Consider the following 20,322-nt stretch of genomic DNA (forward strand, 5'->3'; position numbering starts at 1 on the left):
GTAGGCACCATGCTCCCCGGCGTGTACGGATCACGCATATGGCGGCTGACAGCCGCCACCCTGCTCCTGCTGCTCGCCGCCCCGCTGCCGGCGGCCGGCGACGACTGCGCGGTCGCTTCCATCGGGCAGGGGAACGGCGGCTCGTCCGTCGCTGTGGCGGGCGAGGGGCGGTGCGGTGCGGTCACCGCTGAGCCGGAGCCCGAACCCGAGCCCGAACCCGAACCGGCGCCTCCGCCACCGCCCCCACCACCCCCCCCCCCGCCACCTCCACCGCCCCCACCGCCTCCACCACCTCCGCCGCCCCCGCCGCCGCCTCCGCCGCCGCCCCCAGCTCCCGCGCCACCGGAACCCGAACCCGAACCCGCACAGCGGCCCACGGTGCGCCCGACGCCGCCTGCCCCCGCACCCGTCGCACTGCCCACCTACAGGAAGCCGCCCCGCAAGACGCCCCGGGCCGGGCCGTCACTGGTCTCGCTCACCCTTCTCATCACCGCACCCGCAGTTTTCGCCGTAGCCGTGCTGCGGCCCCGATCGTCCCGCTGAACCGAAGAAGGGAACCCATGTCGGAATGGCTTGTTCTGACCATTGCGATGGCGTCGGCATGCGCTGTCGTCCTGACCATCGCCGTCCTCAGCAACCGCCGCCTCGCCGAGGACGACGATCCGTCGGAGACACCCGACGTCATCGAGTACATGACGATGATGATCGGCGTGGTGTACGCGATCGTGCTCGGCCTGGCCATCGCGGGGGTCTGGGAGGGCCGTAGCGCCGCCCAGGAGTCGGTACGCCTGGAGGCCCAGGCGTTGCACGAGGTGAGTGCACGCTCGGCCGTCTACCCGGCCGAGGTCCGCGACCGCATCCGCGCGGACGTGGACGCCTACGTCGCCCATGTCGTCGGCGCCGAGTGGCGGTCGATGACCGACCACGGAAGTCTCACCGAGGAGGGCACCAGACTTCTGGACCGGGTGCGGGCGGACGTGACGGAGTACAAGCCGCAGACGGACCACGAGGGGCAGGCGTACCAGCCTCTGGTGGACCAGGTGGCCGCCGTCGACGACGCGCGCGGGGCCCGGGGGCAGAACGCGGGCGCGACGATGCCGGGAGTGGTCTGGTTCGGCCTGATCACCGGGGCGGTGGTGACGGTCGGACTGATCTTCACGCTCCAGATCCGCAGAACGTTCCGTGAGTTGCTGCTGGCGGGTCTGTTCAGCGTGCTGATCGCGTTCCTGCTCTTCCTCATCTGGGACTTCGACGCCCCCTTCGGCCGGGGCATCTCGGCCACGACGGCCCCCTTCGTCGATCTCTTCCCGGACGCCGGGAAGGGGTAGGAGCACACCGCACCCGGCCCTGTCCCCCGGCCCCGGTCCTCCGGCCGGTCGGGGGACAAGTTGCCCCATTCGCCTGACACCGATCGCGGGTGATATGAGCCGCTCCTACCGTTTCGAGCATCGAGGCGCATGTCTCATGTCTCGCGGAAATCCGTTCCGCGGCAGCGCCTCGGGACCCGGAGGATTCACCATGCGCGCGATACGTGTCGCACCCGTCGCCCTGCTGGGCGCCGCCGCCTGCTTTCTGATGGCACCGGCCGCATCGGCCGCTGTCCTGAACGGCGGCACGTCGACCTCGTTCACCCCGACCATCACTCCTTCCACGGTCGCGCCGGGGGGTCAGGTGACTCTCGGCGCCATGGGGTGCACCAGTGACGCGACCGCGTTCTCGGGCGTGTTCGACACGACGACGATCCCGAGCGGCAGGTCGGCCACGGCCACGGTCGACAGGGACGCCAGGCGGGGCGCGATCTACGAGGTCACCTTCCGCTGTGGCAGCACCACGCGGTCGGCCGACCTGAGGATCACGAGCGCCGCCCCCACGAGCACTCCCACCACGGCGCCCACCACGGCCCCCACAACCAGCTCGACCGCATCCCCCAGCGGCGTGCTGGGCGGCCTCGGCGGCAGCGTCGACACGATGGACCCCGCGGAGATCGCGGCCGGGTCCGCACTGGTTGCGATCGCCTCGGCCGGCGCCTTCCACGCCCTGCGCAAGCGCCGTACCAGCCGTCAGCACTGACCACTGAGCAGCAGGCACGGACACATGACAGTCGCCCCGGGTCCTGATCCAGGACTCGGGGCGACGGGCGTATCGGGCCGGGCGGGGTTTCCCGCGCGTCAGACCGCCGCATTGCTCATCCGGCGACGGACGACGAAGACGGCGCCGCCGACGGCTGCCGCCGCGACGAGTCCGCCACCGACCTGCATCTCGACGGAGCTGGGGCCCATCGAGCCGCCGAGGCCGCCCTGGGCGCCCCGCGAGGGAAGCACGGTGAAGCGTGCCGTGGCAGTCTGGCCGCCCTGGTCACCGTTGCCGCCCTGGCCACCGTTGCCGCCGCCCTGGCCGCCGTTACCGCCCTGACCTCCGTTGCCGCCGTTGCCGCCCTGGCCGCGCTCGCCTCCGTTGCCGCCCTGACCGCCGTTGCCGCCCTGGCCGCCGTCACCTCCGTTGCCGCCACCGAAGTTGTTGTTGCTGTCGTTGCACCTCACGGACAGGCTGTACTGGCCGGGCGTCGCGTTGTCCCGGATGCGCGCCGTGGCGTAGCCGACCCGGCCCGGCGACAGGTTCACCGTCGGGAACGCGTTCGACCACACCCTGCCGCCGGAGCGGCCGCAGCCCTCCGCGCTGACCTGCATGGTGGCGCCCTGATGCACCTGGGACGGGTTGACGGTCACATGGGTCGGGAAGTTGCTCGGGTTGCTCCCCGGGCCGCCGCCGGCGGCGGCCAGCGGGGCAGCGAGCCCGACCGCCGCGAATGCGGTCGCGGTCACCGCGAGAGCGCGTGAAGCACGCATCTTCGAACCTCCAGCGGGAAGCGCCCCGGAGTCTTGTCCTCCGGGATCAGTCGACGAGAACGCATCCCATGACGAACACTCACCAGATACCGCGCCTGTCGCACTTCGGCACTGCTCCACCCCGGTGATCCGACACGCCGTGCCCGAGGCCGCTGAGCTGACGGACCCGCAGGTCACGGTCCGTCAGAATTTTTATCCGCTCATTACTCCGAAGAGCAGACGCCCTCACCGGCGCCCGATCGGCCGACACCCGTTCGCCCGTCCCCGATCGCCGCCCTACGGACCCGCACCTAGCGTGGCGGTGTCGCGACGAAGGGAGAACCATGGGCCGGGACCAGTGGGGCGCCGAGCGGAGCAGACGCACACCGTGGGGCGCGATCGCCCTGGTGATGCTGACCGGACTCGCCCTGATGCGCAACGGCGTGGAGACGTCTCCCGGGCCGCCGCAGCCCGCCGCCGCGGCCTCCGTGGCCGGCCCCCGGGACACCGCGGTGTCCGCGCCGGTCGACGGTGAACCCGTGCAGCCACTGGCGTACGCCCCCGCCGCACGCATCCAGATCCCGTCGATCCGGGTGGACGCGCCGGTCGTCGATGTGAACCTGGACCCGGCGGGCTGGATCGAGGCCCCGCCCGCCGAGGACCCGAACCTCGCCGGCTGGTACCAGAACGGCATCTCCCCGGGCCAGCGCGGGACGGCCGTGATGGTCGGCCATGTCGACAATCTCGCGGGGCCCGCGGTCTTCTACGGACTGGGCTCACTCACCAAGGGCCAGCAGGTCGAGGTGTCCCGCTACGACGACCGGATCGCCGTGTTCGAGATCTACGGCGTCGAGGTCTTCTCCAAGAACGACTTCCCCGGCGCCCGTGTGTACGGCGACACCGGTTACGCCGAGCTCCGGGTCATCACCTGCGGAGGAGGGTATTCGAAGGCCGACGGGTACGACGGGAACGTGGTGGTCTTCGCGCGGCTGGTCGAGACGCGGTAGTGCTGAACCGGCGGCCGGCGGTCCTCGTCAGCTGCGGTACGGGACGGTCGGACGGTAGCCCTCCTCGATGAGTGCGGGCAGATACCGGCGAAGCGCCGCCACGCTCTGGGACCGGTTGCCGCCCGCGTCGTGCGACAGCACGACGGCGCCGGGCGCCGCCCCCTCGGCGACCCGGCGGACGATCGTGTCGGTGCCCGGGGTCGTCCAGTCCAGGCTGTCGACGGTCCAGGCCATCGGTTCCATGCCCATCGCGGCACCGATCTCGAAGGAACTGCGGTTCCAGGCGCCGTACGGGGCCCGGTACCAGAGCGGTGGGGCGCCCAGCGTCTTCTCGACCACCTCACTCGTGCTGCCCAGCTCGTCGCGGATCGCACCCGGGGAGAGCTCCGGGATCAGGGGATGCGACCACGAGTGGTTGCCGACCACGTGCCCGTCGTCGGCCATCTCCCGCAGCAGGTCACCGTTCTCGGCCGCCATCTCGCCGCAGACGAAGAACATCGCGCGTACGCCGTACCTGCGCAGTGTGGCCAGGATGTCCGGGGTGTACCTCGGATCCGGACCGTCGTCGAAGGTGAGCACCAGGGCGTCGCTCCCCAGTTCGGGCAGCTCCTCGAGCGGCCGGGTACGCACGGGCGGTGCGGCGGGCCGGAAGCGGGGCGGTGCGGCCGACGTCATGGGGCGCAGCCGGTAGCTGCCGGGGCCTGCCTGGGTTCTCGCCGGGGGTCCGGAGGCCGGGTACGGGGGCCGGCCTCCGGGGCGTGCGGGCGTGCCGGCCGGATCAGCCGAGATCACGTGCACGGCGGTGGCGGCGCCCAGCGCGAGGGCGAGACGCAGGATGGTGCGGCGTTCGGCTGGAATCTGATCATGCTTCATGACCAACTGCTCGCACGGAGTCGCGCCCGCGCCTGACGACGACACCGGGGACGGGGTGTTTTGCACCCGATGGATGGAGCGCCGCGGCGGTGTCCGCGCGGGGCGCCCCGCTCCCCGCGGAGGCGCCCGCGGGCCGGAGGGTGGGAGCGGCTACCCTCGGGGCCGTGACAGAGCAGCGACACGACCGTTTCGAGCGCGGCACGGACGGCCCCAAGGTGATCGTCGCGGGCATCGACGGTTCGGACTCCTCGATGCGGGCCGCGGCGTACGCGGCGGGGCTCGCCCGCCGGCAGAACGCCATGCTGGCCCTCGTCTACGTGCAGCCGGTGCTGTCGGCCGGCGCCGCCCTGGGGGCCCCGGTCGCCGACACGACGGAGGAGGTCGCCGAGGGACTGGTCAACGAGATCAGGACCGCGACCGAGCGGCTCAAGGACATATGGAATGTCCGCTGGGAGTTCCACACCTTCCGTGGGGATCCGTACAACGGGCTCGTGACGGCGGCCGACGAGCTGAAGGCGGACGCCGTGGTCGTGGGCGCCTCGGAGTCCGCCGGGCACCGCTTCGTGGGCTCGGTGGCCGTCCGGCTGGTGAAGGCCGGGCGCTGGCCGGTGACCGTCGTACCGTGACGTCCCGGTGGGCACCCGCCGCACCGTGACGTCCCGGTGGGCACCCGCCGTACCTTCCCCCGGTGGACGCTGTGCGTCACTGGCCGGCGACGAGACCGTCCTTGGCCGCCCCGCGACTGAGGACGACGCCGTGGATCCGGTCGCGGATCCCGCGCAGCCGGCTGTCCGCCGCCCCGCTCCGGGCGGGTGCCTTGAGGCCGAGCCCGACGACGCGCCCGGCCTCGGGGTCGAACCACTGCGGGATGAACTCGGCTCTGCTGACGGCCCATCGCCGCCCTGGCTCCGCCGGCGGTGCGAAGGTGAAGCGGGCCATCGAGCTCTCGTTGGCCCGCTGGTCCTGGACGCCCTCGTGGTTGACCATGGCCCCGGCGACCTGGTCCCCCATGCCGTACACGATCCAGGTCCCGTTGACCTTCTCGTACGCCTGAGGCACGTGGGCGTGGGTGCCGAGGATCAGGTCGATGTCGGGGCGTTCGCCGGTGCCGGAGGACGTGAGCTCGCGGCCGAGCCGGAGCTGGACCTCGTCGGGCGCCTCCTGCCACTCGGTGCCCCAGTGCAGGGAGACCACGACAACGTCGGCACCGGCCTCACGGGCGGCTCGGGCGTCCGCCACGATCCGGTCCTTGTCGATCAGGTTGACCGTCCAGGGGCGGTCGGCGGGCAGCGGGATGTCGTTGGTGCCGTAGGTGTAGGCCAGGTGGGCGACCTTCGCCGCGTTCTTGCCCTTGCCCGCCCTGAGCAGGGTGGGGCGGGACGCCTCGTCGGCCGAGCGCGCGGACCCGGCATGGGCGACTCCCGCACGGTCCAGGGCGTCGAGCGTGCGTCCCACGCCCTGGGCGCCGTCGTCCAGAGTGTGGTTGGAGGCGGTGGAGCAGGAGTCGAACCCCGTGGCGCGCAGCGCCGTCGCCACCTCGGGCGGCGACTTGAAGGACGGATAGCCGGTGTAGGGGCCGCCGTCCTGGCCGTACACCGTCTCCATGTGGCAGATGGCCAGGTCCGCGGCGGAGACCGCGGGTGCGGCGCCCTTGAGCATCGGGCGGAAGTCGTAGCCCCTGCCGTGCGCGTCGGCGGCGGCCCGGTCGATGATCGTGGAGTGCGGCAGGATGTCGCCCGAGGCCAGCAGCGTGAAGGTGCGCGCGCCCTCCGCTCCCCCCGCGCCCGCCCCCTTGACCGCCGCTTCCCCGGAGGGGTGCCGTCCGGCGAATCCGGGAGTCGACGACGGCTGGTCGGTGCACGCCGTTGTGGTGGCGAGGAGACCGGCGACGGCGATCGCCGCGCCCTGTCGGATGCGCTTCGTCATCTGCACGACTCCCATTTCGAATGATTTCGGCCATCCGAATACACATATATTCATACTGGTGAGTCAAGGACAAAGACGCCCGAGTACCTGAATCGGCCGTATCGCCGTCCGCTGACCGTTCACCGCACCACTCGCCGCTCCGTGCGACCGCTCGGCGCACCACTCGGTGCACCGGCTGTTCCCGCGTGCCCCGATGCGTTCGTATACGCCAGGCGGGAGCGAGGCGTCAGGGGCCTCTTCGGGAAAGGACGTTCACGATGACCACGGCGACAACCGATGAGCGGGCCCTCGCGGAGTTGCAGCGGGAACACGGGCCGGCCCTGTTCCACTTCCTGCTGGGACTGACGTTCGGCGACCGGCAGCGGGCGGAGGACCTGTTGCAGGAGACGCTGGTACGCGCCTGGCAGCATCCGGAGGCGTTCGACGCCCCTTACGACTCCATGCGCCCATGGCTGTTCACCGTCGCCAGGCGGCTGGCCATCGACGCCCGCCGGTCCCGCCAGGCCCGGCCGACGGAGGTCAGCGACGCGGTCCTGGAGAGTGCCCCCGCCCACGACGACACCGCCGAGTCGGCGGTCCACGCGCTCGATGTACGTGAGGCCGTCAGCACGCTCAGCCCCGAACACCGCGCGGTGCTCGTGCAGATCTACTTCCGGGGGCTCAGCGTGGGCGAGACCGCCGAGGTCCTCGGCATACCCGCGGGCACCGTCAAGTCCCGCTCGTACTACGCCCTGCGGCTGCTGAGCCGCAATCTGCCCGGCTACTCCAGCAGGTCGTCCACGTCGAGCAGCGCGAGCAGGGTCAGCGCGTGCGCGACCTCCAGATAGGCCGCCGCGCACACCTCGCAGCGCTGGAGATGCCGGGCGACCGGACCGCTCTCGCCCTCCTCCAGGGCGTCGAGCACATAGGCGCCCAGTAGGTGCCGTACGTGCGGGCCGTCGCCACGCTCCGCCCTCATCGCACCTCGAATCTCCCGACGGATCCTGCCCTTCTGCCCACGCGGGGCGTGCGCCCCCGGTTCAATGCTGCGTGTAGCCCGGTGCCGAGTCGACGAAAGAGGCGAGACGGGATGCGTCCCGAACATCACGAGGGAACCGGCGGGGGCGGGCTGCTGGTCCCGATGGCATGGATGTACTCCGAGTACCTCGCCGACGAGGTACTGGTGACCGGCGACCTGATGGAACCGACGACACTGGAGTACCGGGCGGGGCGGGACGCCCTCGCCCTGACGATCTTCCTGTCCGACGGGGCGGTGGCCGACGAGCTCCCCGTGGCACGGGTGGACGAACTGCGCTTGCTCACCGCGTACGGCGCCGTCTGGAGACGCTGGGTCTGCGCGCGGCTCGAGGCGATGGAGCGGCCCACCGCACCCGCCGGACTCGTGGATCCCGATCTCGCGCTGGCGCGGGCCACGTGGCGGTGGCTCGAGGAGACCGAACTGCTGGCCGCGGACCTCGACGCGATCGGCCCGCCGCCGTGGGAGCCGGCCGGCGAGGACACGGAGGAGGGCGAGGCGCGGGTGTGGACGCCGGCCTGGCAGCTGGGGCTGCCGCTGGGACACCTGGCCGTCCACCTGTACTGAGCGGCCGAGGCGAGCCTCAGGAACCGTGTACACCCGCACGGTACTTGGGAAGCCTCACGGTGATCTTCATGCCTGCTCCGACTCCCGTCTCGATGACCAGTCCGTACTCGTCCCCGTAGACCTGCCGGAGCCGTTCGTCCACGTTGACCAGACCGATGCCGGTGGAGGTGCCGCCCTCGCCGCGCAGGATCTGCCGGAGGCGCTCCGGCTCCATCCCGGTGCCGTCGTCCTCGATGACGACCTCGGCCTCGGCGCCCGCGTCCAGAGCGCTGATCGTGATGCGGATCGGGGCACCTCCCGCCCGGGCGGAATCGTGCGGCCGGGGGGCGCCGGCAGTGCCCTCCAGGCCGTGCTTGACCGCGTTCTCGACCAAGGGCTGGAGGCAGAGGAACGGGAGCGAGACCGGCAGTACCTCCGGGGCGACCTGGAGGGTCACCGAGAGCCGTTCGCCGAAGCGCGCGCGCACCAGCGCCAGATACTGGTCGATGGAGTGGAGTTCGTCGGCCAGGGTGGTGAACTCCCCGTGCCGGCGGAACGAGTACCGCGTGAAGTCGGCGAACTCCAGCAGCAGTTCACGTGCCCGTTCGGGGTCCGTCCTGACGAACGAGGCGATGGCTGCCAGTGAGTTGAAGATGAAGTGCGGGGAGATCTGGGCTCGCAGCGCCTTGATCTCGGCCTCGATGAGCTGGGTCCGGGAGCGGTCGAGCTCGGCGAGTTCCAGCTGTACGCAGACCCACCGGGCGACTTCTCCCGCCGCTCTGGCGAGCACCGCCGATTCGCGGGGTGCGTAGGCCACCAGCGTGCCGAGCACGCGGTGGTCCACCGTCAGCGGGACCGCTACGGCCCAGCGAAGCGCGCAGTCGAGGTCACCGCAGTCGCTGTCGAAGGCGGTGTCCCTGCCGCTGGCGAGCAGACCCTCGACATGACGCATCACGTCCTTCCCGTGGTGTTCGCCTTCTCCGTCCCACACCAGCACCCGGTCGCGGTCGGTGAGGCACAGCGCGTCGGTGCCCAGCAGCGAGCGCAGGCCGCGCGCCGACCTGCGCGCGCTCTCCTCGGTGAGTCCCGCGCGCAGCGGGGGCGCCGCGAGGGAGGCCGTGTGCAAGGTCTCGAAGGTGGCGTGCTCGACGGGTGTGCCCACGTCGCTGGTGCGTACGGGACGGGCGGTGCGGCCCAGGAGGAATCCCGTGCCGAACAGCAGCAGGACCAGCACGGCGATGACGGCGGCCTGGGCCCCGGTCATCGCACACGCCCCGAGGTCAGTGCCTCCGGCAGGTGGAAGCGGGTCATGGCCGCGTTGGTGCCCGGTGGTATCCGGCCCGGGGTGGCCAGGGAGACCAGGATCATGGCGAGGAAGCCGACCGGTACGGACCAGACGGCGGGCCAGGCCAGCAGGGCGTGCGGCCAGCCCGGCGGGCTCACCACGCCGCTGACGGTGATGGCCACGGACAGCAGCGCGGACCCGCCACCGAGCAGCAGCCCGGCGATCGCGCCCGGTGGGGTGAGCCTGCGCCACCAGATGCCGAGGACGAGCAGCGGGCAGAACGACGACGCGGAGACCGCGAAGGCCATCCCGACGGCGTCGGCCACCGGCACCCGGCTGACCACCAGCGAGCCGGCCAGCGGCACGGCGATGGCCAGTACGGTGGCCAGCCTGAAGTGCCGTACCCCCCGCGAGGGCAGGACGTCCTGGGTGATCACTCCGGCGACCGCCATCGTCAGGCCGGACGCCGTGGACAGGAACGCGGCGAACGCTCCGCCCGCGAGGAGTGCGCCGAGCAGATCGCCGCCGAGACCGCCGATCACCCGGGCGGGCAGCAGCAGCACGGCGGCGTCGGCGTCACCGCCGTGCATGAGTTCGGGAGCGTAGAGACGGCCCAGGGCCCCGTACACCGGCGGCAGCAGATAGAACATGCCGACGAGGGCGAGGACGGCGACGGTGGTACGGCGCGCGTCACGGCCGTTGGGGCTGGTGTAGAAGCGGACGACCACGTGGGGCAGGCCCATGGTGCCGAGGAAGGTCGCCACGATCAGTCCGTACGTCGCGTAGAGCGGGTGGTCGGCTCGGAAGACGGAGATCTGTTCGTCGAAACTGACACGGGGGCGCCCGTCGCCCTGCCAGGCCAGGACCAGGAAGATCGCGGGCACCAGCAGCGCGGTGAGCTTCAGCCAGTACTGGAAGACCTGCACGAAGGTGATGGAGCGCATGCCGCCCGCCGCGACGGCGACCACCACGACGGAGGCGACGAGGACGTCGCCGAGCCAGCTCGGCGCACCGGTGAGGATCTTCAGGGTGAGGCCGGCGCCCTGGAGCTGCGGCACGAGGTACACCCAGCCGGCACCGACGACGAACACGCTGACCAGCCGGCGGACCTGCCGGGACTCGAGCCGTCCCTCGGCGAAGTCGGGAAGGGTGTAGGCCCCCGAGCGGCGCAACGGGGCGGCGACGAACACCAGCAGTACGAGATATCCGGCGGTGTAGCCGACCGGGTACCAGAGCATGTCGGGGCCGTGCACCAGCACCAGGCCCGCGATGCCGAGGAACGAGGCCGCCGACAGGTACTCGCCGCTGATCGCGGCGGCGTTGAGCCTCGGCCGCACGGTGCGGGACGCCACGTAGAAGTCGGAGGTCGTCCGGGAGATACGCAGTCCGAAGCCGCCGACGAGGACGGTGGCCAGGACGACCAGGGCGACCGCCACCACCGCGGCCGGGTGGCCGGGCGCGCTCACGGTGCGGGGAGCCCTTCCACGAGTCTGGCGAAGTCACGCTCGTTGCGTTCGGCCCTGCGCACGTACCACCAGGCGGCGAGGGTGAGCGGCGGATAGGTGGCGAACCCGAGTACCGCCCAGACGAGTGCGTTGCTGCGCAGCGCCTCGAAGACCAGGGGCAGGGTCCCGGTGACGAGGGCGAGCACGCCGAAGACGGTGAGCCCGGCACGGAGCTGGCTGCGCATCAGCGAGCGGACGTAGGCCCCGCCGAGGGCGGTCTGCTCGTCGATCTCCGACTGGGCACGGTAGCGGGGCAGGGGGCGCACCCGCCGGGGCTCCCCGGTGACCACTTCGCGCCGGGGCGTGCTCTCTGCGGACATGGGCCCGGAGTGTAGGCGTCCCGGGGCCCGCCTGGGAAGGGCCGCCGTCGGGTAGGGCCAGGTCAGCGGCCGGTCTGGCGCATCAGCAGATCCCGGAGGGCGCGGGTGTGGCGCCGGCTGACCGCGAGCTCCGCGGTGCCGATCCGGACACTCATGCTGCCCGCGTCGAGCCGGAGTTCGTCGATCCGGTTCAGCGCCACGAGATGGCGGCGATGGATGCGCACGAAGCCCCGCGATCGCCAGCGCTCCTCCAGGGTGGTCAGCGGTATCCGCACGAGATGGCTGCCGCTCGCGGTGTGCAGCCGGGCGTAGTCGCCCTGTGCCTCGGCGTACGCGATGTCGTCGACGGGTACGAACCGGATGACCCCGCCCAGCTCCACGGCGACCTGGTCGGTGGAGGCGTCGTGGACGGAGGCGGAGCGTTCGCCGACCTGTTCGGCGACACGGCGGACGGCCTCGGCCAGACGTTCACGGCGGACGGGCTTGAGGACGTAGTCGACGGCCTTGAGGTCGAAGGCGTGCACGGCGAAGCCCTCGTGGGCGGTGACGAAGACGATGAGCGGCGGCGCGGCGAAGCCGGCCAGGAGCTGGGCGACGTCGAGTCCGGTCAGCCCTGCCATGTGGATGTCCAGGAACACGACGTCGATGGCCGTGGGGTCCTCGGGCCCGGCGTCGACGGCGGACCCGATGCGGCGCAGCGCCTCGGTGGCGCCCGTGGCGCCCTCGGCGCTCCGGACACGGGGGTCGGCGCGCAGGAGGTAGAGGAGTTCCTCCAGGGCGGGTTCTTCGTCGTCGACGGCGAGTACGCGCAGCATGAGGACGGAGTTTAGGTGCTGGACCGGGGTGAGGGCATGAGCGATTCGCGGGTTCGTCACGTACGGGAGGACATGCCTGCCACAGACCTGCACGGAGAACCGCACAGATCCGCCGGAGCCTACGCGCTCGGTGTACTCGGTGCCGCCGACACCTGTCGTTTCGAGCGGCATCTGATGGAGTGCGCGGCGTGCGTGGTCCAGGTGCGCGAGTTCGGCGGGGTGGTGCGGCATCTGGCCGCGTTCGCACGCGGGCCGGGGCCCGGCGCCGTTGCGTCGGCCGCCCGGCGGCGGCGGTGACCGTGGCCGCTATTTGAGCAGGCGTGACAGCCGCCGGTCGGCGAGGGGCTTGCCGCCGGTCTGGCAGGTGGGGCAGTACTGCAGCGACGAGTCGCTGAACGACACCTCCAGCACGGTGTCCCCGCACACGGGGCAGGGCTGTCCTGTGCGGCCGTGCACGCGCATGCTGGTCTTCTTCTCGGCCTTGAGCCGGCCCGCCGCGACGCCCCGGGAGCGTTCGACGGCTTCCTGGAGCGTGGTGCGCATCGCGTGGTACAGGTGGCTGATGTCGTCGTCGCCGAGGCCGGTGGTGAGCTTGAACGGCGACATCTTCGCGACGTGCAGGATCTCGTCGCTGTAGGCGTTGCCGATGCCCGCGATCAGCGACTGGTCGCGCAGGGCGCCCTTGAGCTGCCGGCGTACACCGCCGAGCACCGTCGCGAACGCCTCCCGGTCGAAGGAGTCGGCGAGCGGGTCGGGGCCGAGACGTGCCACTCCGGGGACGTCCGACGGGTCGTGCACCAGGTGGACGGCGAGGCGCTTGGTGGTGCCCATCTCCGTCAGGTCGAAGCCGTCACCGCCGGCGAGGACGGTCCGCAGGGCCAGCGGCCCCTTGCCCGGCCGTGGCGGGGCGGCGGGAAAGCTGTCCCTCCACTGCAGCCAGCCGGCCCGCGCGAGGTGGATGAGCAGATGGAGCTGCCCGGCCGTGATGTCGAGGAACTTGCCGTGCCGGGCCACGGAGCCGACCGTCGTGCCTTCCAGCGCGGTGGGCGGCGGGTCGTAGGTCTTCAGGACGCTGATCGCGAGCGGCAGTACGCGGGCGATCTCCTTGCCGACGAGATGGTCGTCGAGAAAGTCCCGCAGGGCTTCGACTTCCGGCAGTTCGGGCATGACTCCAGCCTGCCGCAACAACCGTGCGCATGCCTGCCGGACGGACGCGTGGGGTCAGTCGGCGGGCTCCCCCAGTCCGTAGACCCGCTCGGCGGTGCCCGCGAGGACGGACCGCTGTTCGTGCTCCCCGAGCCGGCCGGTCAGCTCACGTGCCGCTCCCAGGACGTCGGCGTATCCGGCGGCCAGCGTGCACACGGGCCAGTCGGAGCCGAACATCACCCTCCCGGGTCCGAAGGCCTCGATGACGGTGTCGGCGTAGGGGCGCAGGTCCTCGACGGTCCAGGACAGCGGATCCGCCTCGGTGACCAGGCCGGAGAGTTTGCAGACGGTGTGGGGCAGCGCGGCGAGCGCCCGCACACCGTCGGCCCAGGGCCGGAGAGTCCTCCGTGCCACCGGGGGCTTGCCCGCGTGATCGAGTACGAGGGTGAGCTCCGGCAGGAGGGCGGCGGCGCGGACGGCCGCGGGCAGCTGGTGGGGCCGGACGACCAGGTCGTAGACCAGGCCGGCGGCGGCGACGGCACGCAGTCCGCGCAGGACGTCGGGGCGGAGCAGCCACTCCGGGTCGGGCTCGCCCTGGACCTGGTGGCGTATGCCGACGAGCCGGCCGCCGCCGGGCAGGGCGCGGAGCTCGGCGAGGGCGTCGGCGACGTCCGGAGCGGTGAGGTCGGTCCAGCCGACGACGCCCGCCACGAGCGTGCTCCCGTCGGCGAGCGCCAGGAGTTCGGGGGTCTCCGCGGCCACCGTGACGGTCTGGACGAGGACGGTGGCGGTCACCCCGGCGGCGCGGGCCTCGGGCTCCAGGTCGGCGAGGGTGAAGGTGCGGCGCAGGGGGGCGAGTTCCTCTCCGGTGATCCAGTCCTGGTCGCGTACCGCGAGGTCCCAGACGTGGTGGTGGGCGTCGACGACGGACCGGGGAGTCATGTCACAGCAGCCCTTCGGCGCGCAGGTCGTCCCAGAGCGCGTCCGGGACCGGCGTGCGCAGCTGCGCCGCCGCGTCCCTCACCTCGTCCGGGGAGCGGGTGCCCACGAGGACCCCGGCCACGGACGGGTGGTCCAGCGCGTAGTGCAGGGCGGCGGCGCGCAGCGGGACTCCGTGTCGGTAGGCGACGGCCCGCATGCGCAGGGCCCGGTCCAGCAGGTGCGCGGGGGCCGCCGCGTAGTCGTACGTCGCGCCCGGACGGGGGTCGGCGAGCAGGCCGGAGTTGAAGACACCTCCGACGACTACACTCAGGCCGCGGGCCGCGGCCTCCGGGAGCAGGGCGTCGAGGGCACTGTGATCGAGGAGGGTGAGACGTCCGGCGCACAGGACGGCGTCGACGTCGGTCTCGCGCAGGAAGCGGGTGAGCATCGCGGTCTGGTTCATGCCGGCGCCGATGGCGCCGACCACGCCCTCGCCACGCAGCTGCTCCAGCGCCGGGTAGCCCTCGCGGAGGGCCGTTTCCCCGTGCTCGTCGGGGTCGTGCAGATAGACGACGTCGACCCGGTCGAGGCCGAGCCGCCCGAGGCTGTCCTCGATGCTGCGACGGATGCCGTCGGCGCTGAAGTCCCAGCGCCGCCGGTGGGTGTGCGGGACCGCGAATCCGTCGGACAGGCCATGGTGTGCCGCCGCCTCGGCGGGGGGCAGCGGCTCGAGCAGGCGGCCTGCCTTCGTGGACACCGTGTAGGCGTCCCGTGGCCGTCCGCGCAGGGCCTCGCCGAGACGGCGTTCGGAGAGACCGAGGCCGTAGTGCGGTGCGGTGTCGAAGTAGCGGACGCCCTCGTCCCACGCCGCCTCGACGGCGGCGGCGGCCTGCCCCGGATCGACTTCGGTGAAGAGGTTGCCGATGGCCGCCGCGCCGAAGGCGAGCTCCGTGATCTCGACCGCGCTCCGTCCGAGCCTGATGCGCCGCATGTCTCTGCCGCCCCCGCCGGTGATCCCTGATGGTCCGCTCAGGACTATTCATCGGATCAATCGGTCCCGTCAACCGGGCCGGCCGAATCGGCTCTACGCCGGGGCGGGCACCGTCGGCACGAGTGCGTGCAGGTCGTGCAGCTCCTCACGGACCGCTGAGGCGAGCCGGCCGAGATCCGGCAGCGCCTTCCCGTCGGCGACCAGCCCGACCTGTACGCGCCCGCCGTAGGTGGACAGCGCGACGGCCAGTGCCTGCCCGCGGGCCAGCGGCGCCATCGGGTAGACCGCCCGCAGCGGGCACCCGCCGAGCGAGAGGGCCGAGCGGGGCAGGGGCACGCTGGTGACCAGGATGTCGAAGAGCACGCGGGCCGCGTTCCCGGCCAGCGGCGCTCCGAACCGGTGGGCCAGTGCGGGTAGCTGGTCGGCCAGTACGGCGACGGCACCCGCGCCGCGCAGGGGTCCTGCGGCCTTGTTGCGGTCCATGCCCGTCCGCACGAGGCGCAGCCGTTCCCGGGCGTCGGGTTCACCGACGGGCAGCCCGAGCAGGTAGGCGGAGAGCCTGTTGGCGGTGGCCGCCTTTCCGGGCCGGCGCCGGGACACGGGGACCAGGGCACGCGGTTCGGCGCCGGGGAGTGGCTCACCGCGTTCGAGCATCCAGCGACGGAGGGCGCCGGCGACCACGGCGAGCAGCACGTCGTTGGCCGTCCCGCCCTCGGCGCGCCGGACGCGCTGCACCGTCTCGGCGTCGAGCTCGGCGGTGGCCAGCCGGCGCGTACCGCTGGAGCGCGCGGTCAGAGCGGTGGTGGCCCGGAGGTCCAGGCGGCTGGCGCGCACGACGGACGCACCTACGCCCAATGCCCGGCCGACGTCCCCGAGCCGGCCCATCGCCATGCCCGCCGCCTCGTACGGTCCCGGCAGCCAGGAGCGGGGCGGTACGGGCGTCCGGCGGCGCACCGTTCCGCGGCCGGCACCGGCGGAGGCGATCTGGTCGAAGATGCCGGCGCCGATGGCGACGGCCCGCATGCCGTCGGCGAGCGCGTGGTGCAGCTTCACGAGCACGGCGAACGGTCCCTCGCCCGGACTGTCGAGGAGGTACATCTGCCAGGGCGGGAGGCCCCGCCCGAGAGGGCGCTCCATGAGTTCACCGGCGAGGCGGGTCGCCTCCTCCATGAAGTCGCCCCCCGCGAGCACGACCCGCTTGACGTGCCGGTGCACGTCGAACTCCTTGTCGGTGAACCAGGCGGCGCCGCCCACGGGCAGCAGGACGTCGCGCACCCGCATCCGCAGCCGGGGGATGGCGGCCGCGCGGGCCCCGAGCAGCTCGAGCAGGTCCCGCGCGGCCACTCCGGGCACCGGGTCGAAGACGGCGAGTGCGCCGAGGTGCATGGGGTGGGTGTCGGATTCGAGGTGCCAGAAAGCCAGATCAAGAGGTGCCAGGAGCTCGGTACTCAACGGGGCCTCGCGTCTTCGACGGCGGAACGGCGGGATCCTAGTCAATCCCGTTGGGTCGGTTACGGTCAATTATCAACACGTTACGTACTGTTACAGTCTCGCGGCACCTCGAACGGCGCTACCGGTGCTCGGGGACGAGGAATTCGCACCACACACTCTTGCCGTTGCCACGGGACTCCACTCCCCAGATGTCCGCGAGCCGGTCCACGAGCAGGAGGCCCCGGCCCGAGACTCCCGAGTCCCCCGCCTCCCTACGGCGCGGGAGCGCGCTCGAGCGGTCCTCGACGTCGACCCTCAGGCGTCTCTCGGGGCCGGTCAGGACCCTGATGGTGACGATCGCTCCGCCGTCGGTGTGCATGAGCACGTTGGTGATCAGTTCGTCGGCGGCAAGCTCGACCTCGTCGGCCCGGCCCTTCGCCCCCCATGCGCGCACCGCCGCCCGGATCATGTGACGGGCGGAGGTGAGCGCCTCCGGGTCGTTCTGCGCGACGTGCTGCTGGAGCCGCCCCCCGGGGTGAGGGGCGTGAGCCGCGTTCCGGCGCAGCAGCAGCACCGCCATGTCGTCCTCGCCGCCGCGCTCGTCGACGACCTCGCAGAGCCGGTCGGCGAGCCTCTGCAGGTCCTGCGGGCCGTCACTCACCGTCGAGGCCAGGAGGCGCATGCCGACGTCGAGGTCGGTACCGGGCAGTTCCACCATTCCGTCCGTGTAGAGGATCATCGTCTGGCCCGGGTCCAGGTCGACGGTGCTGACCGGGTACTCGAGCTGCCCGAACTCCGCGGACAGGCCCAGCGGCAGCCCGCCGTCCACCGGCAGTTTGCGACAGCTCCCGTCCACGTCCCGCAGGGCCGGGTCGACGTGCCCGGCCCTGACCAGCTGCACCACTCCGGTGGTCAGGTCGGCCTCGGCGTAGGTGCAGGTCGCGAAGCGGTCGGTGTCGAGTTCGTGCAGGAAGACGGATGCCCGCGCCATGACCGTCGCCGGGCTGTGCCCCTCCGCCGCGTAGGCGCGCAGCACGATCCTGAGCTGCCCCATGACGGCTGCCGCGTGCGTGTCGTGCCCCTGTACGTCGCCGATGACGGCGCCCACCCGGCCGCCGGGCAGCGCGATGATGTCGTACCAGTCGCCACCGATGTCCCTGCCGAGCCGTGCCGAGCGGTAGCGGACGGCGACCTGGGCTCCGGGCACGTCGGGGATCCGGCGCGGCAGCATCGCCTGCTGGAGCCCTTCGGCGAGGTCGTGCTCCCCCTCGTAGAGCATGGCCCGCTGGAGGCTCTGGGCGATGGAACTGCCCAGGGCCACCAGGAGGTTCCTCTCGTCACTGGTGAAGCCGGCCTTGTCGCCGTAGAGGAGACCGAGTGCGCCGATCGGACGGGCCTGGGCGATGAGCGGCATGTAGGCGGCGGCGGTGATGCCCAGATCGCTGATGTGCGGCCACAGGATGGGGTACGAGGCCGCGAAGTCCTCGGGCGTCTCGATGAAGCGCGGCGTGAGCGTGCGGATGACTTCGCTCATCGGATAGGGCTCGTCGGTCCGGGTGTAGCGGGTGCCCTGCACGTACGCCCCTTCGGGGCCGTCCGCCACGAGGTGGATGCGTCCGGATTCGAGCAGCCCCATGACCAGACTGGTGGCGCCGAGGTTGGCCAGGCCCTGGGAGTTCTTCAGCACGTCGGTGACGTCCTTGACCGTCCGGGCGTGCGCCAGGGCCGCTGTGGTTCCCTCGACCAGGCTGGTACGGCGCCGCCGCTCCTCGTCGACGGACCGGCGGGCCGTCGATTCGGCCAGTTCCTGGGTGGCGTCACGGATGATGCCGATGATGCGCCGGGGCCGGCCCGTACCGTCACGGCGGATGAAACCCTGGGTGTGGGTCCAGCACAGGGAGCCGTCGCGCTGCGTCCTGCGGAAGTAGGCGCCGTAGTTGCTGCGGCCGCTCTTGAGCGCCTGCGAGACCATGCCGTCGAGCCGGATCGCCTCATCGGCGGGGACGCGCTGCGCGAGCGCGGCGGGATGGCCGTCGTACTCCTCGGGGCGCAGGTCGAAGACGTCGAGGGCGGGCTCGTCCATGTGCATGAGGCCACTGTCCAGATCCCAGTCGAAGCTGCCCATTCGGTTCAGGGCGAGACTGAGGTCCGGGTGGGCGGGCCAGTCATCCGGGAGTGACAGGGCACCCGCTACCCGATCATCCATGTCGCCACTCTGCCACCATTTGTCCGTTTTCTCGACCGAACGAGCTTTCTTGAACATGTTCAATTCGACCTCTATGCTCACCGTGGCGGTAGTTGAGCGCGTTCAAATGGGCGCTCTCCGCGCATCGGCAGGCGGGGGTGGCGCAATGTCCGTACTGGTGGGACTGATCGTGGTGCTGGGGATGCTGGTGATCGTCCCCTTGGGCCTTGGCCTCGTCGGTGACCCCGCGCTCGACCGGACCAGGCGCCTGTGGCCCCTCTTCGCCGTACCGGGCGCCCTCTGCCTGTGGCTGCCACGCGGCGGCGCCGCCACGGTGCTCGCCCTCTGCTACGCCTTCGGTACGCTGCTGCTGGCCGCGCAGGCGCCCAGGCGCCTCGCCCGGACGCGCAGCGTGCGTCCTGTGGAGGCCGCCCTGCTCACCGCGCTGGTCGCCCCGTCGGTCGCCGCGGTCGCCCTCGTGGCGGAGCGGTCCGGCCACGAACTGTTCGGCTTCGGTCTCGGCATCCTGGCGCTGACCGTGCCCCACTTCCACTTCGCCGGTTTCGCCGCCGCCCTCGTCGCGGGTCTCGTCTGCCGGGCCCAGGACGGCGCGGCAGGCCGGTTCGCCGCCCTGAGCGTGCCCCTCGGCACCCTGCTCGTCCTCGTCGGCTACTTCACCGGGGACCTGACCGAACTGGCCGGGGCCGTCGTCCTCACCGCCGGGATGTGGACGGTCGCCCTCCTGACCTGGCGCACCGTACGCGCCACACGACCGGACCCGTTCACACGCCTGCTGCTGGCCGTATCGGCCGGCGTGCTGGCGGTGACCATGGTGCTCGCGCTGAGCTGGGCGCTCGGCGAGGCCGCCGGGCTCCCGCATCCCACCCTGACCTGGATGGCGGCCACGCACGGCCTCGGCAACGCGCTGGGTTTCGCGCTCTGCGCGCTGCTCGCCCGGCGCCGGCTCCAGGACCTCACCCACCCGGAAGGCAGGACCGCATGAGCACCCTGACGTATCCAGAGGCCGGAGCCACCAGGCTCGGACCGCTCCCCGAGGGCTACAACCATCTGCACCACCGCGCCGTGGTCGGCAGGGGCCGGGCGGACTTCGAAGCCGCGGGGGCCGCCGTCACCGGGTGGCGCATGCACCGCGCGGCCGGGGCACGCGTGAACGCCTCCGCCCCACAGGCGGAGCCCGGGGTCGCCGTCGAGGTGTCGGCAGGCGTCGGAAGACTCCGCGTCAGCGCTCCCTGCGAGGTCGTGTGGGCCGCGTACGAGAGCCACCGCACCGGCTTCGCCTACGGCACCCGGGCACGGCATCCGGAATGCGGGGAGGAGTCCTTCGTCGTGGAGCTGGTGGACGACGGAACCGTGTGGTTCACCGTGACGGCGTTCTCGCGGCCCGCGTCCTGGTACGCACGGCTCGCCGGTCCTCTCGTACCGCTCGCCCAGCACTGGTACGCACGCCGGCTCGGAAAGGTGCTGCGGAAGACCGTGTCGGCCGCCTGACGAGCGGGGCGCGACGGATACT

Annotated in this window: 22 protein-coding genes; 9 read left to right on the plus strand and 13 right to left on the minus strand. The window is 72.1% G+C overall.

From position 1 onward, the window contains the following. Window positions 1-560 precede the first annotated feature (560 nt). Both ACHFIV_RS14545 and ACHFIV_RS14550 read left to right on the plus strand, forming a co-directional pair. Entirely contained in the window at window positions 561-1,328 is a 768-nt protein-coding gene (locus ACHFIV_RS14545; protein ID WP_398967912.1) for a bestrophin-like domain, read from the plus strand. Between the two features lie 190 nt (window positions 1,329-1,518). Continuing rightward, window positions 1,519-2,070 (plus strand): hypothetical protein, encoded by a 552-nt coding sequence (locus ACHFIV_RS14550; RefSeq protein WP_398967915.1) that lies wholly within the window; start codon window positions 1,519-1,521, stop codon window positions 2,068-2,070. 98 nt (window positions 2,071-2,168) lie between these two features. On the opposite strand, the gene ACHFIV_RS14555 is transcribed toward ACHFIV_RS14550, so the two are convergent. Beyond that, on the minus strand, window positions 2,169-2,822 hold the full coding sequence (locus tag ACHFIV_RS14555) for a hypothetical protein (RefSeq protein WP_398968233.1): 654 nt from the start codon (window positions 2,820-2,822) through the stop codon (window positions 2,169-2,171). 347 nt (window positions 2,823-3,169) lie between these two features. Between ACHFIV_RS14555 and ACHFIV_RS14560 the strand changes: the two genes are divergently transcribed. Further along, window positions 3,170-3,832 (plus strand): class F sortase, encoded by a 663-nt coding sequence (locus tag ACHFIV_RS14560; protein ID WP_398967918.1) that lies wholly within the window; start codon window positions 3,170-3,172, stop codon window positions 3,830-3,832. A gap of 27 nt (window positions 3,833-3,859) precedes the next feature. On the opposite strand, the gene ACHFIV_RS14565 is transcribed toward ACHFIV_RS14560, so the two are convergent. After that, window positions 3,860-4,705, minus strand: a complete 846-nt coding sequence (locus ACHFIV_RS14565; RefSeq protein WP_398967920.1) for a polysaccharide deacetylase family protein — start codon at window positions 4,703-4,705, stop codon at window positions 3,860-3,862. A gap of 164 nt (window positions 4,706-4,869) precedes the next feature. On the opposite strand from ACHFIV_RS14565, the gene ACHFIV_RS14570 reads away from it, so the two are divergent. Further along, entirely contained in the window at window positions 4,870-5,331 is a 462-nt protein-coding gene (locus ACHFIV_RS14570; RefSeq protein WP_398967922.1) for a universal stress protein, read from the plus strand. A gap of 76 nt (window positions 5,332-5,407) precedes the next feature. On the opposite strand, the gene ACHFIV_RS14575 is transcribed toward ACHFIV_RS14570, so the two are convergent. Next, the gene (locus ACHFIV_RS14575; protein ID WP_398967925.1) at window positions 5,408-6,631 is read right to left on the minus strand and encodes a CapA family protein; all 1,224 of its coding nucleotides are present in this window, start codon (window positions 6,629-6,631) and stop codon (window positions 5,408-5,410) included. Window positions 6,632-6,888: 257 nt separating this feature from the next. Between ACHFIV_RS14575 and ACHFIV_RS14580 the strand changes: the two genes are divergently transcribed. Then, complete coding sequence (locus ACHFIV_RS14580) at window positions 6,889-7,458, plus strand: sigma-70 family RNA polymerase sigma factor (RefSeq protein ID WP_398967928.1); 570 nt, start codon at window positions 6,889-6,891, stop codon at window positions 7,456-7,458. On the opposite strand, the gene ACHFIV_RS14585 is transcribed toward ACHFIV_RS14580, so the two are convergent. Continuing rightward, window positions 7,392-7,589, minus strand: a complete 198-nt coding sequence (locus tag ACHFIV_RS14585; protein ID WP_398967931.1) for a zf-HC2 domain-containing protein — start codon at window positions 7,587-7,589, stop codon at window positions 7,392-7,394. The genes ACHFIV_RS14580 and ACHFIV_RS14585 overlap by 67 nt on opposite strands. A 111-nt stretch (window positions 7,590-7,700) precedes the next feature. On the opposite strand from ACHFIV_RS14585, the gene ACHFIV_RS14590 reads away from it, so the two are divergent. After that, entirely contained in the window at window positions 7,701-8,213 is a 513-nt protein-coding gene (locus ACHFIV_RS14590) for a hypothetical protein (RefSeq protein WP_398967933.1), read from the plus strand. A gap of 16 nt (window positions 8,214-8,229) precedes the next feature. Here the strand turns inward: ACHFIV_RS14590 and ACHFIV_RS14595 are convergent, their stop codons facing one another. From ACHFIV_RS14595 to ACHFIV_RS14610, 4 genes are all read right to left on the minus strand, one after another. Then, window positions 8,230-9,456 (minus strand): sensor histidine kinase, encoded by a 1,227-nt coding sequence (locus ACHFIV_RS14595; RefSeq protein ID WP_398967936.1) that lies wholly within the window; start codon window positions 9,454-9,456, stop codon window positions 8,230-8,232. Continuing rightward, window positions 9,453-10,943 carry a cation acetate symporter gene (locus ACHFIV_RS14600; RefSeq protein ID WP_398967939.1) on the minus strand — a complete coding sequence of 497 codons (1,491 nt, stop codon included), beginning with the start codon at window positions 10,941-10,943 and terminating at the stop codon, window positions 9,453-9,455. Before ACHFIV_RS14600 ends, ACHFIV_RS14595 begins: the two co-directional genes overlap by 4 nt. After that, window positions 10,940-11,302, minus strand: a complete 363-nt coding sequence (locus ACHFIV_RS14605) for a hypothetical protein (protein WP_398967942.1) — start codon at window positions 11,300-11,302, stop codon at window positions 10,940-10,942. The genes ACHFIV_RS14600 and ACHFIV_RS14605 overlap by 4 nt, the downstream gene beginning before the upstream one ends. 62 nt (window positions 11,303-11,364) lie before the next feature. Then, entirely contained in the window at window positions 11,365-12,117 is a 753-nt protein-coding gene (locus ACHFIV_RS14610; protein ID WP_398968235.1) for a LytR/AlgR family response regulator transcription factor, read from the minus strand. 72 nt (window positions 12,118-12,189) lie between these two features. Here ACHFIV_RS14610 and ACHFIV_RS14615 point away from each other — a divergent pair, with 72 nt between their 5' ends. Continuing rightward, window positions 12,190-12,414, plus strand: a complete 225-nt coding sequence (locus ACHFIV_RS14615) for a zf-HC2 domain-containing protein (RefSeq protein WP_398967945.1) — start codon at window positions 12,190-12,192, stop codon at window positions 12,412-12,414. 9 nt (window positions 12,415-12,423) lie between these two features. On the opposite strand, the gene ACHFIV_RS14620 is transcribed toward ACHFIV_RS14615, so the two are convergent. The 5 genes from ACHFIV_RS14620 to ACHFIV_RS14640 form a co-directional block, all read right to left on the minus strand. Then, window positions 12,424-13,284, minus strand: a complete 861-nt coding sequence (locus ACHFIV_RS14620) for an Fpg/Nei family DNA glycosylase (RefSeq protein WP_398967948.1) — start codon at window positions 13,282-13,284, stop codon at window positions 12,424-12,426. Window positions 13,285-13,338: 54 nt separating this feature from the next. Further along, a complete protein-coding gene (locus ACHFIV_RS14625) occupies window positions 13,339-14,205 on the minus strand; it encodes an amidohydrolase family protein (protein ID WP_398967951.1) in 867 nt (288 codons plus the stop codon). Between the two features lies 1 nt (window position 14,206). After that, window positions 14,207-15,175, minus strand: a complete 969-nt coding sequence (locus ACHFIV_RS14630) for an aldo/keto reductase (protein ID WP_398967953.1) — start codon at window positions 15,173-15,175, stop codon at window positions 14,207-14,209. Window positions 15,176-15,268: 93 nt separating this feature from the next. Then, entirely contained in the window at window positions 15,269-16,627 is a 1,359-nt protein-coding gene (locus tag ACHFIV_RS14635; RefSeq protein WP_398967956.1) for a wax ester/triacylglycerol synthase family O-acyltransferase, read from the minus strand. A 118-nt stretch (window positions 16,628-16,745) separates the two neighbouring features. Further along, window positions 16,746-18,812, minus strand: coding sequence for a SpoIIE family protein phosphatase (locus tag ACHFIV_RS14640; RefSeq protein ID WP_398967959.1), 2,067 nt, complete (start codon window positions 18,810-18,812; stop codon window positions 16,746-16,748). Window positions 18,813-18,957: 145 nt separating this feature from the next. On the opposite strand from ACHFIV_RS14640, the gene ACHFIV_RS14645 reads away from it, so the two are divergent. Together ACHFIV_RS14645 and ACHFIV_RS14650 are read left to right on the plus strand one after the other, a co-directional pair. Next, window positions 18,958-19,794 carry a YndJ family protein gene (locus ACHFIV_RS14645; protein ID WP_398967962.1) on the plus strand — a complete coding sequence of 279 codons (837 nt, stop codon included), beginning with the start codon at window positions 18,958-18,960 and terminating at the stop codon, window positions 19,792-19,794. After that, window positions 19,791-20,300 (plus strand): DUF1990 family protein, encoded by a 510-nt coding sequence (locus ACHFIV_RS14650; RefSeq protein ID WP_398967965.1) that lies wholly within the window; start codon window positions 19,791-19,793, stop codon window positions 20,298-20,300. Before ACHFIV_RS14645 ends, ACHFIV_RS14650 begins: the two co-directional genes overlap by 4 nt. The last annotated feature ends 22 nt before the right edge of the window (window positions 20,301-20,322 follow it).

It is taken from the genome of Streptomyces sp. ALB3 (assembly GCF_044385685.1).
GTDB lineage: Bacteria > Actinomycetota > Actinomycetes > Streptomycetales > Streptomycetaceae > Streptomyces.

Coding starts and splice junctions, on each gene's coding strand:
- ACHFIV_RS14580 (WP_398967928.1), top strand. CDS start 6,889: ATGACCACGGCGACAACCGATGAGCGGGCCCTCGCGGAGTTGCAGCGG.
- ACHFIV_RS14640 (WP_398967959.1), bottom strand. CDS start 18,812: ATGGATGATCGGGTAGCGGGTGCCCTGTCACTCCCGGATGACTGGCCC.
- ACHFIV_RS14595 (WP_398967936.1), bottom strand. CDS start 9,456: ATGACCGGGGCCCAGGCCGCCGTCATCGCCGTGCTGGTCCTGCTGCTG.
- ACHFIV_RS14550 (WP_398967915.1), top strand. CDS start 1,519: ATGCGCGCGATACGTGTCGCACCCGTCGCCCTGCTGGGCGCCGCCGCC.
- ACHFIV_RS14605 (WP_398967942.1), bottom strand. CDS start 11,302: ATGTCCGCAGAGAGCACGCCCCGGCGCGAAGTGGTCACCGGGGAGCCC.
- ACHFIV_RS14575 (WP_398967925.1), bottom strand. CDS start 6,631: ATGACGAAGCGCATCCGACAGGGCGCGGCGATCGCCGTCGCCGGTCTC.
- ACHFIV_RS14615 (WP_398967945.1), top strand. CDS start 12,190: ATGCCTGCCACAGACCTGCACGGAGAACCGCACAGATCCGCCGGAGCC.
- ACHFIV_RS14565 (WP_398967920.1), bottom strand. CDS start 4,705: ATGAAGCATGATCAGATTCCAGCCGAACGCCGCACCATCCTGCGTCTC.
- ACHFIV_RS14625 (WP_398967951.1), bottom strand. CDS start 14,205: ATGACTCCCCGGTCCGTCGTCGACGCCCACCACCACGTCTGGGACCTC.
- ACHFIV_RS14545 (WP_398967912.1), top strand. CDS start 561: ATGTCGGAATGGCTTGTTCTGACCATTGCGATGGCGTCGGCATGCGCT.
- ACHFIV_RS14610 (WP_398968235.1), bottom strand. CDS start 12,117: ATGCTGCGCGTACTCGCCGTCGACGACGAAGAACCCGCCCTGGAGGAA.
- ACHFIV_RS14585 (WP_398967931.1), bottom strand. CDS start 7,589: ATGAGGGCGGAGCGTGGCGACGGCCCGCACGTACGGCACCTACTGGGC.
- ACHFIV_RS14590 (WP_398967933.1), top strand. CDS start 7,701: ATGCGTCCCGAACATCACGAGGGAACCGGCGGGGGCGGGCTGCTGGTC.
- ACHFIV_RS14645 (WP_398967962.1), top strand. CDS start 18,958: ATGTCCGTACTGGTGGGACTGATCGTGGTGCTGGGGATGCTGGTGATC.
- ACHFIV_RS14630 (WP_398967953.1), bottom strand. CDS start 15,175: ATGCGGCGCATCAGGCTCGGACGGAGCGCGGTCGAGATCACGGAGCTC.
- ACHFIV_RS14620 (WP_398967948.1), bottom strand. CDS start 13,284: ATGCCCGAACTGCCGGAAGTCGAAGCCCTGCGGGACTTTCTCGACGAC.
- ACHFIV_RS14650 (WP_398967965.1), top strand. CDS start 19,791: ATGAGCACCCTGACGTATCCAGAGGCCGGAGCCACCAGGCTCGGACCG.
- ACHFIV_RS14560 (WP_398967918.1), top strand. CDS start 3,170: ATGGGCCGGGACCAGTGGGGCGCCGAGCGGAGCAGACGCACACCGTGG.